Below are 15857 nucleotides of genomic sequence, written 5' to 3'. Positions count from 1 at the left end.
GAGGCTTCACTTCATCTTGCACTTGTCGTGGAAACGATCCTGGTCGTTCTCGACGATGGTGGCGACGGTCTTCAGCGCGAGCTGGCCTTCGGCGTCCTTGACCACGTCCTGGAGATAGAAGCTCTGGATCGGGATGTGATTGTTGCCGTACTTGAAGGAGCCGCGCAGCGACTTGAAGTTGGCCTTTTCCATCTCGGCCTTCATCGCATCCTTCTTGCTGGTGTCGCCCTTCACCGCGACCACGGCGCTGTTGATGAGCTGGGCGGCATCATACGATTGTGCGCCGTAGTAGGTCGGCCGCAGGCCGGGATATTTCTTGCGATAATCGGCGACGAAGCGCTTGTTCTGCTCGTTGGGGAGATCATTGACCCATTCCTGCGCGCCGGGCACTCCGAGCGCATTCTCCTTCTGGAGCGGCAGCGACAGCTCGTCGATGGTGAAGACGGTGTAGAGCGGCATGGTGCTCTTGAGGCCGGCCTGGGCATATTGATTGAGGAACTGCACGCCGGCGGCACCGGGGTAGAACACGAAGATCGACTCGGCGCCGGAGGCGCGCGCCTTGGAGAGCTCGGCGGAGAAGTCGAGCTGGCTCGGCCAGACCGTGTACTCCTCGCCCTTGATCTCGCCCTTGAACGTGCTCTTCAAACCGGCGAGCATGTCCTTGCCGGCAGCGTAGTTCGGCCCGATCAGGAACACGCTCTTGACGCCCTTCTGGTTCATGTAGAGGCCCATCGCCTGCGGCGTCTGGTCGTTCTGCCAGGAGGTCGAGAACACGTAAGGCGAGCACAGCTCGCCCGCGAGCTGCGAGGGACCGGCATTGGCCGAGATCAGGAAGGTCTGCGAGTCCACCGCGGTCTTGAGCGAGGCCAGGAGCACGTTCGACCAGATGTAGCCGACGATGAAATCGACCTTGTCGGACTGCACCAGCTTCTCGGTCTTCTGCTTGCCGACATCCGGCTTCTGCCCGTCGTCCTCGTAGATCACCTCGACCGGCTTGCCGTCCATCTTGCGGCCGAGATGATCGAGCGCGAGCTCGAAAGAATTGCGCATGTCATTGCCGATCACGGCGGTCGGGCCGCTGAAGGTCGAGACGAAGCCGATCTTGATGGTGTCGCCGGCGCACGCCGGATTTGCCAGCACCAGCGCCGCTGCGCCCGCCAGCCAGAATGCCGTCCTCATAGCCACTCCCCTCCTTGATTATCGGTCCCGGAGGCGGGGTGATCGCCGCCCCTCGGGCCAGTCTCTATTGACGCAAAATCTGTCGAGCCGCCAATGGCTCAGGGCCCGCCCCTGCACCATATTTCGCCCCAATTGGAGATGGCAAGAAATATAGTTCTACTCACTTCGGCCAAGTCATGGTCAAGGCTGCGGCGCTTTTTCGCGCCACATCGATACACTTGGCCTATTCGACGATTGATGACGCCTATTGGACCGCGGCCCCAGAACCGCACTTAAATGAACAAATAGAGCAGCGCGATTCGAGGGACGCATCATGACCACGACACCGCACCGCGTCGTCATCGTCGGAGCCGGCTTTGGCGGGCTGGAGACGACCTATCGGCTCGCGGGCGCGCCGGTCGAGATCACGCTGATCGACCGCCGCAACCATCATCTGTTCCAGCCGCTGCTCTATCAGGTCGCGACCGCCTCGCTGGCGACCAGCGAGATCGCCTGGCCAATTCGCCATCTCATGCGCGATCGCCGTGAGGTGACAACGCTGTTTGCCACAGTGAGCGGCGTCGACACGGCACGTCGCTGCGTTCTGATCGACGACGGCAGCGAGGTGCCCTACGACACACTGGTGCTCGCCACCGGTGCGCGGCACGCCTATTTCGGCCACGACGAATGGGAGCAATTCGCGCCCGGCCTGAAGACGCTGGAGGACGCGACAACGCTGCGCCGGCACATCCTGGTGGCATTCGAGCGTGCCGAGCGCGAAACGGATCCGGAGAGGCGCGCGGCGCGGCTGACCTTCGTCATCGTCGGCGCCGGCCCGACCGGCGTCGAGCTTGCCGGCACCATCGCCGAGATGGCGCACCACACTCTGCCCGGCGATTTCCGCAACATCGACACGACCAAGGCGCGTGTCGTGCTGATCGAGGCCGGCCCGCGCGTGCTCGCGGGCTTTGCCGACGACCTCTCGGCTTACGCGCAGGCGTCGCTGGAAAAGATCGGGGTCGAGGTCGTGCTGGGGCAACCCGTGACCGAGATCGACCGCGATGGCGTGGTGTTCGGCGGCACGCGGCTCAACGCCAAGACCAGGATCTGGGCCGCCGGCGTGCGCGCTTCGCCCGCTGCCGAATGGCTGGGCGCACCAAGCGATCGCGCCGGGCGCGTGCAGGTCGAGGCGGACCTGACCATTCCGGGGCATCCCGAGATCTTCGCGATCGGCGATACCGTCAGCATCGATGCCTGGGAGGGCAAGCCGGTGCCCGGCATCGCGCCGGCGGCGAAGCAGCAGGGCCGCCATGTCGCCGAGACCATCAAGGCTCGGCTGCGTGGGCAGACGAAGGGTGCGTTCCGCTACAAGCACGCCGGCAGCCTCGCGCAGATCGGCAAGCGGCTCGCGGTGATCGATTTCGGCCGCATCAAGCTGCGCGGCACCATCGCGTGGTGGATCTGGGGCATCGCCCACATCTACTTTCTGATCGGCCTCCGCCACCGCCTCAGCGTCGCGCTGAGCTGGCTCTGGATCTACGCCCGCGACCAGCGGGCGGCGCGACTGATCACGCAGGGCAGTAGCAAGGTGGTGTAGTTCTCCTTCTCCCCTTGTGGGAGAAGGTGGCGCGAAGCGCCGGATGAGGGGTTCTCTCAACTCGAAAGGGAGTTCGTGAGGAGACAACCCCTCACCCGGCTCCGCTTTGCGAAGCCACCCTCTCCCACAAGGGGGCCCGCAAGGGGAGAGGGTGCAGCAGCGCGCGCAGCTCGCGCTACTTCACCAACTCACACCCGCCCTCCGCCAGCGGGCGGAACGCCTGGTCCGCCGGAATCGTCGAGACCAACTTGTAATAATCGTACGGGTATTTCGACTCCTCGGGCTTCTTCACCTCGAACAGGTACATTGGGTGCACGACCCGGCCATCCTGACGAATCGTGGTGTCGCCGAACAGCTTGTCCTTGCCCCTGAACTTCTTCATCTCGGGCACGACGCTCTTGGCATTATCGCTGCCCGTGGCGGCGACGGCGTTGAGATAGGCGAGCGTGGAGGCATAGACGCCGGCCTGATTGCCGCTCGGCATTTTTCCGTTCATGCCGGGCCGCGCGGCGAAGCGCTTGGCGAAAGCGCGGGTGTCGTCGTTCATGTCCCAGTAGAAGGCTTCCATCAGCTGGAGTCCCTGCGCGACCTTGATGCCCATGCCGTGGACGTCGTTGATGAAGAGCAGGAAGGCAACCAGCTTCTGGCCGCTCTGCTGGATGCCGAATTCGGCGGCCTGTTTCACTGCGTTGATGGTATCGCCGCCGGCATTGGCAAGGCCGATAACCTGCGCTTTCGAGCTTTGCGCCTGCAACAGGAAGGACGCGAAATCGGAGGTCCCGAGCGGATGCTTGGACGAACCCAACACCTTGCCGCCATGCGCCTCGATGTATTTCTGTGCCTCGGCCTCGATTCCCTTGCCGAGCGCGTAGTCGACCGTGAGGAAATACCACTCCTTGCCGCCACGTGACATCATCGCGGCCGCCGTGGTGTTTCCGGTCGCCCAGGTGTCGTTGACCCATTGAATGGTGTTGGGCGAGCAGGCCTTGCCGGTGAGATCGGAGCTTGCCGTCGAGGACGCCAGGAACGTCATGCGGCTATCGCGCAAGAGCGAGTTGATGGAGAGGCCGACCGCCGAGTTCGGCACGTCAACGATGGCATCAACGCCTTCGACGTCGAGCCATTTGCGCGCGATGGCGCTGCCGACATCGGCCTTGTTCTGATGGTCGGCATAGACGATCTCGACCTTGATGCCTTTGCCGCCACCGTTGAAATCCTCGGCCGCCATGCGTGCCGCCTCGACTGAGCCCATGCCGTTGGTGTCCTGGAAGATGCCGGAGATGTCGTTGAGCACGCCGACGCGCACGACATTGTCGGATATCTCGGCGCTTGCCGCACCGACCATCAGGCTCGCAGCCAGTGCGAGCGTCCACTTCAGATGCTTCATCGTTCCCTCCCCTGTTGAATGTGTTGCCACGCCGATTGTTGCCGTCGCGGTTCAGATTTTAGACCTGCCGCGCCGGCAGCCTCACGACGAGCCCGTCGAGCGCGGGCGTGAGGTGGATCTGGCAGGACAGCCGGCTGTTCGGAAGCCGCTCGCTTGCGGTGCCCTCGAGCAGCGCATCCTCCTCGTCGGCCATTGCTGGCAGGCGCGCGAGCCAGCTCTCGTCGACATAGACGTGACAGGTCGCACACATGGCATTGCCGCCGCATTCGGCCAGAATGCCGTCGACGCCGTGGCGGGTCGCGGCCTGCATGGCGCTTTCGCCATCACTGGTCTCGACACGATCAGACCTGCCGTTGGGATGGATGAAGGTGATGGCGGGCATGAAGCTCCTCGTCAGGCCGGGATAATGGTGACAGGCAGGCTGTCGAGCCCGCGCAGCGTGTTGTTGAAGCGGCGCTTCGGCTCACCCGCGATCTCGATTTTCGCGATACGGCGCGCCAGAGCCGCCAGCATCACCTCGCCTTCGAGGCGGGCGACGAGTTGACCGACGCACATATGGATGCCGGAGCCGAACCCGACATGGCCCGAGGTGCGGCGGGTGATGTCGTAGCTGTCGGGCTTGTCCCAGCGCCGCGGATCGCGGTTGGCGGCGGCGAGGAACATCAGCACCTTCTCGCCTTCGCCGATCTTCGCGCCGGACAGCTCGACCTCCCGCGTGGTGGTGCGGAAGAAGGTCTGCACCGGGCTTTCGAAGCGCACGGCCTCCTCGAAAGCGCCACGCGCGAGCGAGATATCCTCGCGCAGGCGCTGCCATTGATCCGGGAAGCGCGCGAGGCAATAGACCGCGGCGCCGATGCCGTTGACGGTGGTGTCGAGCCCGGCCGACAGCAGCGAGCGCACCAGCAGTGGCGCTTCGGTCGCGGTGATCTCGCCATCATCGACGCGGTCATGAATACAGGCGCCGAATCCGCCGGGTGCCAGATTCTCGCGCTGGCACTGCTCGGCGACATAAGCCTGGTGCGGCGCCGAACGTTCGATCGCCTCCTGGCGCAACTGGTTCGGCGGTCCGAAGGCGTTGAACACGACGCTCGCATAGGGAATCAGATGCTCGCGACCTTCCGGCTTCAACCCGAGCGCATCCGGAAAGATCGAGAGCGGATAGGCCTCGGCAAGATCCGCGATTGCATCGAAGCTGCGCTTCTCCAGCAGCGCATCGACCCGCGCCTCGGCCGCTGCGGCAAAGCGGTCGCGCACCTGCTTCATCACGGTGGGGGAAAGCACCTTTGACAGCACGGCGCGGGTGCGGGTGTGCGCGGGTGGATCGGCCTCCAGGATCAGGCTGGGCGGCCGCCACGGCGTCTCCTTCTTGAAATCACTGAGGCCGACACCGCGGCTGGAGCAGAAGGTCGCGGGATCGTTCAGCACGGCGTGGACCTCGGCATAACGCGCCACGCCGTACACGCTCCATTTGTCGAGATAGACGACCGGGCCTGCCTCCCGCAGCAGCTCATGTGTAGGATAGGGATCGGCAAAAAAACTCATCGCGAAGGGATCGACGTCGAGATGCGGCACGGCCGCGACGTCAGCTGCTACAGGGGAGCCGGATGCAGTCATGGAAGACCTCCCTCATTTTGAACTTGTGAAACGGCCGCGCTTACCCTTAGGTCATGGGACAAGCCGCGACTCAGAACGCCGATATGCCGCCGTCCTTGAATAGAGCCCGCCAAAAGCCTGCGCCCGCCGAATTCGGGCCGACGCTCGATCTCGATCGTTACGTCCCGGCCTTCATCACCTTCATCGCCAACAAGCTCTCGAACAGCGCGACCGCGTTCTATCAGCGGCAGTTCGGCGTCAACGTCACGGAATGGCGGATCATGTCGCTGCTGGCGATCGAGCCCGGAATTCCGGCCTCGCGCATCTGCCACGTCATCGGCTTCGACAAGGGCCCGGTGAGCCGGACGCTCGCGGGGCTCGAAAAGCGTGGGCTGGTGTCGATCCGCACCGACCCGAACGATGGCCGCACCCATTCGATCTCGCTCACGGCGAAGGGCCGCGCCACCCACGACAAGGTGATCATCGCGGCGCTCGAACGCGAGCGGCGCCTCCTGTCCTGCCTCAGCAAGGACGAGCGCGAGGTGCTGATCGACCTGCTCCGTCGGCTGCACGAAAATCTCGGCGCGGTCACCGGCAGCACTGAGGCCTGACAGATCGCGCGCCGGCCGTCTGCTCCTTTCGTGTCCAGGCTTGCGCCGGCACTTGCCGACGGCACCATTCTGGCCGCGCATTGTTTCCTCCAGGATCAGACGCAGCGGTTCGTCCGCCGTCATCCTTCTCTGGAACGGTTCGCACAAATTAGTTGCTTGGGCAACAAAATAATCGACAAGATAATGCGGCAGGGTGACTGGCGTATTGGGCGAGCTCTTTCACTTCCTGCCCCACTCTCCGCCATTTGCGAGCGCAGCGAAGCAAATCCAGAATCCTTCCGCGGCAACAGTCTGGATTTGCTTCGTCGCAAGGGCTCCTCGCAATGACGACGTGGAAAGCGAGTGCCTGTTCGTCTCGCTAGCTAATAGCTATAAGCCAACCCACTCGCGCGACGCATCATCGTTCAGCCGTGCCACCGCATCGGCACGACGCGTCAGCACGGCGCGCTGGTTGATGTAGCCTTTGTCGGTGATCTCGCCGCCGTCGACCAATGGCGGCTCGGCGAGCAGCAACGCGCGCGTGGCATGGCCGGAGGAGTTGCTGCTCTGCTGTTTCAGCCGCGTCAGACCCTGCGCGATCGCGGTCCTGACCTTGTCATGCGCCAGCACGTCGTTCACAGCCGCCGCGTCGCCCAGCCCGGCATGAGCGCGGCAGGCTGCGATATTCGGAAACACCAGGAACCGCACCTCGTCGCCGCCATGGCCGGTGACGACGATATCCTGCGCGAGCGGCGCCAATGCGGCAATGCCGGCGACACGCAAGGTGCCGACGCTGACCCAAGTTCCGGAATTTAGCTTGAAATCTTCCGCGACGCGCCCATCGAAGAACAGGCCGCGCTCAGGCCGCTTGGCATCGGCAAACCTTACGGCGTCGCCGATGAGATAGAATCCTTCGTCGTCGAACGCCTGCTTCGTCAGCTCCGGCGCCTTCCAATAGCCCGGCGTGACGTTGGGACCGCGCACGCGAACTTCCAGCTTGTCGCCGGCGGCGACGAGCTTGAGCTCGGTGCCGGGAATCGGCACGCCGATATTGCCCGAGCGTTCTGCGAGGAAATGGCAATCGGTCGCGAGCGGGGACGTCTCGGTTGAGCCCCAGGCCGAGACCATCGGCAACGCACGGCCGACGGTCTTGATCGAGAGATCTTCGAGCGCATCCCACAGATTCTGCGGCAGCGCCGCGCCGGCATAGAAAGCGAATTTCACCTCGCTGAAGAAGCGGCGGCGCAGCTCCTCGTCGCCGCGCAGTGCCGCGATCAGCATGTCGAAGCCGCGCGGCACGTTGAAATAGACCGTCGGCATCACGCTTCTTAGATTGGCGAGCGACATCGCAAACAGACCCGGCGCTGGCTTGCCGCCGTCGATATAGAGCGAGCCGCCATTGCGCAGCACGAGGTTGAAATTGTGGTTGGCGCCGAAGGTGTGGCTCCAGGGCAGCCAATCGAGGATCACGAGATCGCCGCGGCTCGGTTCGAGAAACGTCCAGGCCTGCGCCTTGGCCTGTTGGCTCGAGGTCAGCATGCGCTGGGTGTTGATGACCGCCTTGGGCGTACCGGTCGAGCCCGAGGTGAACAGGAATTTCGCGATGGTATCCGGCGTCACCGCGGCGAAGGCTTTGGCGACGTCGGGCGTCTCTGGCGTCTCCGCAATGGTGCGGAACGACAGCGCATCGGCGTCGTCGGCATGACCGCTGATGATCTGCGCCGTGTGCAACGGCCTGATCGCGGCCAGGGCCGCCGCAAATGGCTTGGTTGCGGAGACATAGATCGCACCCGGCGCGAGCAGCGCGATCATGCTCCTGAGCTTGTCGAAATCTTTCGACATCAGCGAATAGGCGGGTGAAACCGCCGCTGAGGGCACGCCGACATGCTGCGCCGCGAGCGCGAGCAGCGCGTGATCGATGCTGTTGTCGGAGAGGATAGCGAGCGGTCGCTCGGCGCTGAGGCCCTGCGCCAGGATCCAGGACGCGGCCGCCCGCACCTGCCGCAGCGCCTGCGCATAGGTGACGGTAGTCCAGGGCGCATCGGCACTGCCGTGCTCGGCGAGGAAGATCGTATCGGGTGTTTGCCGCGCCCATTGCTCCAGCCAGTCGCCGGTGCAGCGCGCGCTCGCGCCAAGTGGCTCGGGCGAGCGCAGCACGATGCTGCCGTCGGCGCGATGCTCTGCGACCGTCCTTGGCGTTGCGAACAGGCTTGCAGCGTCACCGCGTGGGGCGGTCATCATGGGGTTTCCTCCTCCGCCCCGATTCGGGATCGGCGGCCGCCTCGTTCCGGGCTGCTTGGCCGCAATGTTGGGCGGGACAATTGTTGTCGTCAACAACAATCTTTCGCACCGCCCGTCGAGGCGCTAAGGTCGCGCCGAGGGAGACACGATGTGACAAGCAGCGCAGCCCAGACGTCCCCACGCAAACGCGCCGGCAACGGCGCAGTGCAGCGGAGTGACTCCGACGAGGTCGGCCTCGATGCGCTGGTCGGGCACGCCGGCTACGCGGTGCGGCGCTTCCAAATATGGATCTTTCAGGACTTCATCAGGACGCTCGGTGAGGTCGACATCAGGCCGACGCAATATTCGGTGCTGACGGTGATCGGTGCCAATCCCGGCCTGTCGCAGATGGCCGTAGCCAAGCGCCTCGGCATCGAGCGCGCGCGGCTGGTGCATCTGCTCGACAGCCTCGAAAGGCGCAGATATGTGAAGCGGGTCAAGTCGAAGACGGACCGGCGCTCGCACGCGTTGCACCTCACCGCACAGGGCGCGACGGAACTGGCCAAGTTCAAACGACTTGCCGCGGAGCACGAGCGGCATGTCGAGGCGAAGATCGGCAGGGAGAACCGGCAGCACCTGCTTCGGATTCTCGCCGACTTCACCTGACCCCCGCTGCTCATAATTTAAGCAGATGCCCCTAACCGAGCGCGTGCGCTCGACGCCCAGCTCGCGGCAAGGCCCTGATCTCACGATATTATCCGGGTACTTGCCCAACCTCTATACTGTACACAATGGCACATCGCTTGCTTCGAGCCGGGGTGAACCAGTTGCCGGAGTTTTGTCGTCATGGGGGCTGAGCAGCCTGAAACGATCGCCGCGATTGTGGCCGCGCATCGCGCGGGCACGCTGACGCCGGCGCAGACGGTCGCACGGACCTACCAGCGCATTCGCAACCACAACGATCCCGCGGTCTTCATCAGCCTGCGCGACGAGGAGGACGCGATCGCGGAGGCCGAGAGACTTGCCACGAAGGATGCCGCGAGCCTGCCGCTCTACGGCGTGCCGGTTGCGGTGAAGGACAATATCGACGCGCTGGGATTTCCGACCACCGCGGCCTGTCCCGCCTTCGCCTATACGCCAACGCGCGACTCCACCGCCGTGGAGCGCCTGCGCGCTGCGGGCGCCATTATCATCGGCAAGACCAATCTCGATCAGTTCGCGACCGGCCTCGTCGGCGTGCGCTCGCCCTACGGCATTCCCAAAAATTCGATCCATGAGGATCTCGTTCCCGGCGGCTCGAGCTCGGGCTCGGCAGTGGCCGTCGGCGCCGGGCTCGTGCCGCTCTCCCTCGGCACCGACACCGCCGGCAGCGGCCGCGTGCCGGCGATGCTCAACAACATCGTCGGGCTGAAGCCGAGCCTCGGCATGATCTCGACCGCGGGCCTCGTGCCCGCCTGCCGCACGTTGGACTGCATCTCGGTGTTCGCACTGACAGTCGACGACGCTGCGCTGGCGCTCTCCGTGATGGCCGGCCCGGATCAGGCCGACCCGTTCTCGCGCGACCGGCCGCTTCAGCAGCTCACGTCGTTCCCGGCGAATTTGCGCCTCGGCGTGCCACGCAACGGGCAGCTGATCTTCTTCGGCGACAAGGCGGCGGAAGCCGCTTACGGCGATGTGCTGAAGCGCTGGACCGCGCTTGGCGCGGATCTCGTCGAGTTCGACCTTGAGCCATTCTATGAGACGGCGCGGCTGCTCTACCAGGGGCCGTGGGTCGCCGAGCGCTACCTCGTGATCAAGGATCTGCTCGCGTCCGCACCCGATGCGATCCACCCCGTGACGCGCGAGATCACGGCGGCCGGCGCGCGGTTGACGGCGGAGGAGACCTTCTCCGCGCTCTACCGCCTGCAGGGCTTGCGCAAGATCGCCGAGCGCACATTTGCGAACATCGACGCGCTGGTGCTGCCGACCGCGCCGACCGCCTATACGAGCGCGGAGGTGCTGGCCAATCCGGTCGAGCTCAACAGCCGGCTCGGTACTTACACCAACTTTGTCAATCTGCTCGACCTCTGCGGCCTTGCCGTGCCGGCGTCGATGCGCGCCGACGGCATTCCGTTCGGCATTACGCTGCTCGCCCCCGCAGGATGCGACGCGTTGCTCGCCAGCATCGGCCGTGTGTTCCATGCGGATACGAAGCTCCGTCTCGGCGCAAAGAGCGTGGCGCAAGCACCGCTCGCGCCGCTGCCCGCAAGCAGCGGTGAGGAGATTCCGATCGCAGTCGTCGGCGCCCATCTCTCCGGCATGGCGCTGAATGGCGAGCTCAAGGCGCTGAACGGACGCCTGATCGAAGCGACCAAGACCGCGCCGGACTACCAGCTCTATGCACTCAAGACCACGCCGCCCAAGCCGGGCATGCTGCGCGTCGAAGCCGGCAAGGGCGCCGCAATCGAGCTGGAGATCTGGTCCCTGTCGTCCTCTGCCTTCGGCAAGTTCGTCAATGCGATTCCTTCGCCGATGGCGATCGGCACGATCAGGCTTACCGACGGCCGCAGCGTGAAAGGGTTTCTCGTCGAGCCGGAGGCGTTGCCAGACGCACGCGACATCACGGCGTATGGCGGCTGGCGGAAGTATATGGCGGAAGCCGCGACGACATAGGTGCGGTAGGGTGGGCAAAGGTGCGAAGCACCGTGCCCACCATCCATCCGCAAGGATGTTAGGATGGTGGGCACGCTTCGCTTTGCCCACCCTACCGCACCGAGCGAGTCGCCCTACACCGACACCGAATAGATCTCATACTCCCCGCGCACCAATTCGATATGCGCGCGCATGGCTGCCGCGGCCCCCTGCTTGTCGCCGCGCATGATGGCGACGACGACGCGGTCGTGCTCAGCTTGCGACTTGGCGAGCCGTCCGAGATTGCGGAACTGGGCGCGGCGGAACGGCTGAACGCGCACGCGGGTGGCGAGCGTGATCTCGGCGATGTAGCCGTTCTGCGATCCCGCATAGATCGCGTTGTGAAAGCGCTCGTTGACATCGTGGAAACGCTCGGGATTGCCGGCATAGCTCAGCACCCGTAGCTCCTCGTGGATGGCCTCCAGACCATGCCGCTCGGCGGCCGACATGCGCTCTGCGGCAAGGCCGGCGCACAATGCCTCGAGCTCCGCCATTGCCTCGAACATGCTCTTCAGCCGCTCGATCGAGGGCTGCGCCACCACTGCCCCACGATGGGCGCGCGCCTCGACAAGACCGCTCGCCACCAGCTGGCGCAACGCCTCGCGCACCGGCGTGCGCGAGACGCTGAAGCGGCGCGCGATGTCGGTCTCGTCGAGCGGCGCCCCGGGAGCCAAAGTTCCACGCACGATCTCGTCGGCGAGCTGAAGACGTAGCTCCTCGGCGCGCGTGACCTTGTGCAGCGATTGTGAGGGACGGTCGACGCGCGGCACCACCGGCTCGACCGGCAGCGCTCCGTGCGGAAAGTCGTCAAGCGTCATACGGTCTCTTTCGGCTCGTCGATGATGCTGACATGGGCGGCGACGACGCGCCAGCCCTCCGGAAAGCGAATCCAGGTCTGCATCTGCCGGCCGACCTTGCCGGGCACGGTGTCGCGATAGAACAAGGTGGAGGCCACGGCCGTGTCGCGGCCATAGCTCGTAATCACGGTCTTCGCGGTGCGCCGGTTCAGGCCGACCGGCGAGCGGCCGGCCCGGAAGCCGGAGATCGCCTCATAGCCGTAGAGGTTCTCGCCGATGCCGTAGCGCAGCGTGCGGGGGTCGTTGCGGAAAAGCTCACCGAGCACGGCGACGTCGTTGCTGACCAGGGCCTGCTCATAGCGCTCGAACGCGGCTCTGACTTCGGCGATCACGTCGGGAAGATCGATCTCCATCTCAAAATCCTCAAAGTCCCCTTGGCGACGGCGCCGATGCCACGCCCATCTTCTCCAGTGCGTACGCGACGCGCAACGCGACGTCCTCGCGCCACGGCGCGGCGATGATCTGCACGCCGATCGGCAGCGGCTCGAGCGGCACCGGCACGGCGACGACCGGAAGGCCGATAAAGGAGATCGGCTGGGTGTGGATGCCGATATTGGCGCGCACCGGCAGCTCGACGCCGTCGAGCGTAAAATTCACCTGGCCAAGCTTCGGCGCAGTGCACGGCGTTGCCGGCGCAAGCAACACGTCGACCGACTTGAAGATTTCGGCGAGCTGGCCGCGATACCAGCGTCGGAATTTTTGTGCGCGGTCGACCAGCGGCGCCGGCACCATGGCGCCCGCAATCAGCCGGTCGCGCACGGCAGGATCAAAATCGTTCGGGCGCTTGCGCAGGCGATCGAGATGCAGCGAGGCGCCTTCGGTGGTGGTAATGACATAAGCCGCCGCGCGGGCGCGCGAGGCTTCGGGAATGTCGACGATCTCAGTCGCGCCAAGCGCCTTGGCAATGCGGCTGACGGCTTCGACCGCTTCCGGAAACACGTTCTTCTGAAAGTGACCGCCGGCGATCGCGATGCGCAAGCCCGAGATGGACTGGCCGAGCAGCGGCGCCACCTGTTCGACCTCACGCGTGCTGCATGCGGCATCGTCGGCATCCGGTCCCTGCATCGCGTCATAGGCGAGCGCGAGGTCGGCGACGGAGCGCGCCAGCGGGCCGAGATGATCGAGGCTCGCAACGAACGGGAACGAGCGCGCCCGCGACAGCCGACCGTACGTCGGCTTCAAACCAAAGATGCCGCAGAACGAGGACGGCACCCGGATCGACCCATTGGTGTCCGAGCCGAGCGCGATCGGCACCAGCGCGCCGCCAACGGCGCTGCCCGATCCACCCGAGGAGCCTCCGGTCATCCGCGTGGTGTCGTGTGGATTGCGCGAGGGACCGTCGTGGATGTTCTCGCCGGTGAAGTCGTAGGCGTATTCGCCCATATTGAGCGCGCCGACCAGCACGGCGCCGGCTGCTTCCATCCGTTCGATCAACGTGGCGTCGCGCCTGGCTGGCGCGAGGTCGCGGTTGATCTTCGAGCCCGCGCGCGTCACGAGGTTAGCTACGTCGAACAGGTTCTTCACTGCAAAGGGCACGCCGGCGAGCGGACCGACTTTCTTTCCCGCCGCGATGTCGGCATCGATCGCGCGCGCCTTGGCGCGGGCACGGTCGGCGGTGACGTCGGTGAACGAATTGAGGATCGTATCGTGCTGCTTGATACGCGCGAGAGCTGCTTCCGTGGCAGCGAGCGCCGACATCCTGCCGCCCGCAACCGCGCTCGCGATCTCAGCAGCGGTCATCTCTGGCTTGATGGTCATGGCGACATCAGGCCGTGAAAATCGGCGCCGGCTCCGTCTCGTCCGGCAGCGCGAATTCGTCGACGAGGCGGCCAAGCCGCAGCGAGACTTCGAGATTGGCGCGAACGGCGGGTCTCCAGGCCTCCTCGACCGGTAGCGCAAGCGCCTTCGATACGGCTTCGATATAGTCGTCGATATGATTGTCTTGCGGCTCGGCCATCACGCTCCCACACTATCTCAGTGAACCTGCATCGGCGGATGCGGGATCGCCGTCAGCAGTTCCTTGGTGTAGTCGTCCTGCGGATCGCTCAAGACCTTCTCGGAAGAGCCTTCTTCGACGATCCGTCCCGTCCGCATCACAATGACACGATCGCACAACAAGCGCACCACATTCAAATCATGCGAGACGAACAGATAACTCATACCTAGGCGCTGCTTCAGGTCCTGAAGCAGATTGAGGACAACGGCCTGCACCGACACGTCAAGCGCCGCCGTCGGCTCGTCCAGGATCACGAGTTTTGGATGCAGGGCGATGGCGCGGGCGATGCCGACGCGGGCCTTCTGGCCGCCGGACAATTGATGCGGGAAGCGATCGAGCAAGTTGTGCGGCAGGCCGACCATCGTGGCCAGCTCCTCGCAACGGGCGCGCAGCGCGTCGCGCCCGCTGATGTCGCCGAGCTGCATGATCGGGTCCGCAATGGCGCGCGCGGCGGTGAAGCGCGGGTTGAGGCTGTCGGTCGGGTCCTGGAACACCATCTGGATGCGGCTGCGCTGCGGCAGCCGGGCGAATGCGGCAGGCGCGATGCTGCCGATGTCATCGCCGCCGAACTGGATCAGGCCCGAGGTCTGGTCGAGCAGGCGCATCACCATCATCGACGTCGTCGATTTGCCGCAGCCGGACTCGCCGACCAGGCCGACGCTCTCGCCGACGCGAATCGAGAAGCTGATGCCGTCGACGGCGCGGAACACCTCCGGCTCGACGGGCGGCTTGCGGCCGAACAATTTGCCGAGCACGGCGGTCGCGCCCTGGCGGGAATATTCCTTGACGAGCTTTTCGACGAGGAGGAGGGGCTTTGTACTCTCGTCACCCCCGGGCTTGACCCGGGGGTCCATCGACTGAGAGAGGTCTTTCGAAGTGTGATGGATGGCCGGGTCAAGCCCGGCCATGACGAATGGGGATTGCGCCGCTCCAGCCCCCTCCTCCGGCAGCAAGTCTCGCAACGATACACCCAGCCGCGGCGTCGCGCGCATCAGCTTCTTGGTGTAGGGGTGCTGCGGGCTGGCGAAGATGTCGGCAGCCTTCGCGGTCTCGACCACTCTTCCCTTCTCCATCACCACCACACGATCGCAATAGGCGGCGGCGAGGCCGAGGTCGTGCGTGATCAGGATGGTCGACATCGCACGTCGTTTGGTCAGCTCGACGATCAGGTCCATCACCGCCTTCTGTGTGGTGACGTCGAGGCCGGTGGTCGGCTCGTCCGCGATCAGGAGCTGCGGATTGCAGGCCAGCGCAAGCGCGATGACGACGCGCTGGCACATGCCGCCTGACAGCTCGAACGGATAGGCGTGGTAGCGCTCGCGCGGCCGGGCGATCTTGACCTGCTCCAGCGCCTCGATCGCCTTCTCGCCGTGATCGGCGACCTGGGCCTGCTGCACATGGGTGCGCAAGACGTCCTCGATCTGATCGCCCACCTTGCGGATCGGATTCAGGGCAGCGCGCGGATTCTGGAAGATCATCGAGACCTCGCGGCCGCGCAGATCGCGCATCTGGTCCTCGGTCGCGGCCTTGACGTCGATGCCGGAGAACATGACCGAACCTTCGGCGATCCGCCCCGCGCGATCGAGGATGCGCATCACCGCATAGGAGGTCACCGACTTGCCGGATCCGGACTCGCCGACGATCGCCAGCGTCTCCCCCTTGGCGAGGCAGATGCTGACCTGCTGCACCGCCTTGACGATGCCGCGACGGGTGGTGAATTCGACGGTGAGGTCCTGGACCTCGAGCAGGGGCCGGGCGGTCACGAGGACCTCCCAATCAAAAATGGCGA

The 15857-nt window shown here is 65.0% G+C and carries 14 protein-coding genes; 4 read left to right on the top strand and 10 right to left on the bottom strand.

The genetic code is table 11. The features are described from left to right. Positions 1-6: 6 nt before the first annotated feature. On the bottom strand, positions 7-1179 hold the full coding sequence (locus IVA98_RS11470) for an ABC transporter substrate-binding protein (RefSeq protein ID WP_247281870.1): 1173 nt from the start codon (positions 1177-1179) through the stop codon (positions 7-9). Between the two features lie 313 nt (positions 1180-1492). Here IVA98_RS11470 and IVA98_RS11465 point away from each other — a divergent pair, with 313 nt between their 5' ends. After that, entirely contained in the window at positions 1493-2755 is a 1263-nt protein-coding gene (locus IVA98_RS11465; protein ID WP_247307677.1) for an NAD(P)/FAD-dependent oxidoreductase, read from the top strand. A gap of 175 nt (positions 2756-2930) precedes the next feature. On the opposite strand, the gene IVA98_RS11460 is transcribed toward IVA98_RS11465, so the two are convergent. Genes IVA98_RS11460 through IVA98_RS11450 form a run of 3 tightly spaced genes read right to left on the bottom strand, consistent with a single transcriptional unit; the run spans position 2931 to position 5756 of the window. Continuing rightward, complete coding sequence (locus IVA98_RS11460) at positions 2931-4142, bottom strand: ABC transporter substrate-binding protein (RefSeq protein WP_247307674.1); 1212 nt, start codon at positions 4140-4142, stop codon at positions 2931-2933. A gap of 58 nt (positions 4143-4200) precedes the next feature. Next, entirely contained in the window at positions 4201-4524 is a 324-nt protein-coding gene (locus IVA98_RS11455; RefSeq protein ID WP_247332405.1) for a 2Fe-2S iron-sulfur cluster-binding protein, read from the bottom strand. An 11-nt stretch (positions 4525-4535) separates the two neighbouring features. Then, positions 4536-5756 (bottom strand): cytochrome P450, encoded by a 1221-nt coding sequence (locus tag IVA98_RS11450; protein ID WP_247307668.1) that lies wholly within the window; start codon positions 5754-5756, stop codon positions 4536-4538. A gap of 83 nt (positions 5757-5839) precedes the next feature. Here IVA98_RS11450 and IVA98_RS11445 point away from each other — a divergent pair, with 83 nt between their 5' ends. Further along, positions 5840-6346: a MarR family winged helix-turn-helix transcriptional regulator gene (locus IVA98_RS11445; protein WP_247307665.1), complete on the top strand. Its 507-nt coding sequence runs from the start codon at positions 5840-5842 to the stop codon at positions 6344-6346. Between the two features lie 369 nt (positions 6347-6715). On the opposite strand, the gene IVA98_RS11440 is transcribed toward IVA98_RS11445, so the two are convergent. Further along, positions 6716-8566 (bottom strand): feruloyl-CoA synthase, encoded by a 1851-nt coding sequence (locus IVA98_RS11440; RefSeq protein ID WP_247354861.1) that lies wholly within the window; start codon positions 8564-8566, stop codon positions 6716-6718. 150 nt (positions 8567-8716) lie between these two features. On the opposite strand from IVA98_RS11440, the gene IVA98_RS11435 reads away from it, so the two are divergent. Both IVA98_RS11435 and atzF read left to right on the top strand, forming a co-directional pair. Then, positions 8717-9211: a MarR family winged helix-turn-helix transcriptional regulator gene (locus IVA98_RS11435; RefSeq protein WP_247307661.1), complete on the top strand. Its 495-nt coding sequence runs from the start codon at positions 8717-8719 to the stop codon at positions 9209-9211. A 180-nt stretch (positions 9212-9391) separates the two neighbouring features. Next, complete coding sequence (atzF, locus tag IVA98_RS11430) at positions 9392-11197, top strand: allophanate hydrolase (RefSeq protein ID WP_247332406.1); 1806 nt, start codon at positions 9392-9394, stop codon at positions 11195-11197. Positions 11198-11310: 113 nt separating this feature from the next. Here the strand turns inward: atzF and IVA98_RS11425 are convergent, their stop codons facing one another. The 5 genes from IVA98_RS11425 to IVA98_RS11405 are packed head-to-tail and all read right to left on the bottom strand — an operon-like array spanning position 11311 to position 15831. After that, complete coding sequence (locus IVA98_RS11425) at positions 11311-12033, bottom strand: GntR family transcriptional regulator (protein WP_247307656.1); 723 nt, start codon at positions 12031-12033, stop codon at positions 11311-11313. After that, entirely contained in the window at positions 12030-12425 is a 396-nt protein-coding gene (gene hpxZ / locus IVA98_RS11420) for an oxalurate catabolism protein HpxZ (protein ID WP_247307654.1), read from the bottom strand. Before hpxZ ends, IVA98_RS11425 begins: the two co-directional genes overlap by 4 nt. Before the next feature lie 10 nt (positions 12426-12435). Further along, positions 12436-13830: an AtzE family amidohydrolase gene (locus IVA98_RS11415; protein ID WP_247307652.1), complete on the bottom strand. Its 1395-nt coding sequence runs from the start codon at positions 13828-13830 to the stop codon at positions 12436-12438. A 7-nt stretch (positions 13831-13837) separates the two neighbouring features. Continuing rightward, the gene (locus IVA98_RS11410; protein ID WP_247332407.1) at positions 13838-14029 is read right to left on the bottom strand and encodes a DUF4089 domain-containing protein; all 192 of its coding nucleotides are present in this window, start codon (positions 14027-14029) and stop codon (positions 13838-13840) included. 17 nt (positions 14030-14046) lie between these two features. Continuing rightward, positions 14047-15831 carry a dipeptide ABC transporter ATP-binding protein gene (locus IVA98_RS11405; RefSeq protein ID WP_247332408.1) on the bottom strand — a complete coding sequence of 595 codons (1785 nt, stop codon included), beginning with the start codon at positions 15829-15831 and terminating at the stop codon, positions 14047-14049. Positions 15832-15857 lie beyond the last annotated feature (26 nt).

Source organism: Bradyrhizobium sp. 160 (assembly GCF_023073735.1).
Classification (GTDB): Bacteria; Pseudomonadota; Alphaproteobacteria; order Rhizobiales; family Xanthobacteraceae; genus Bradyrhizobium.
The sequence above is the reverse complement of the archived record's forward strand: the minus strand, read 5'-3'. Positions and strand labels throughout refer to the sequence as shown.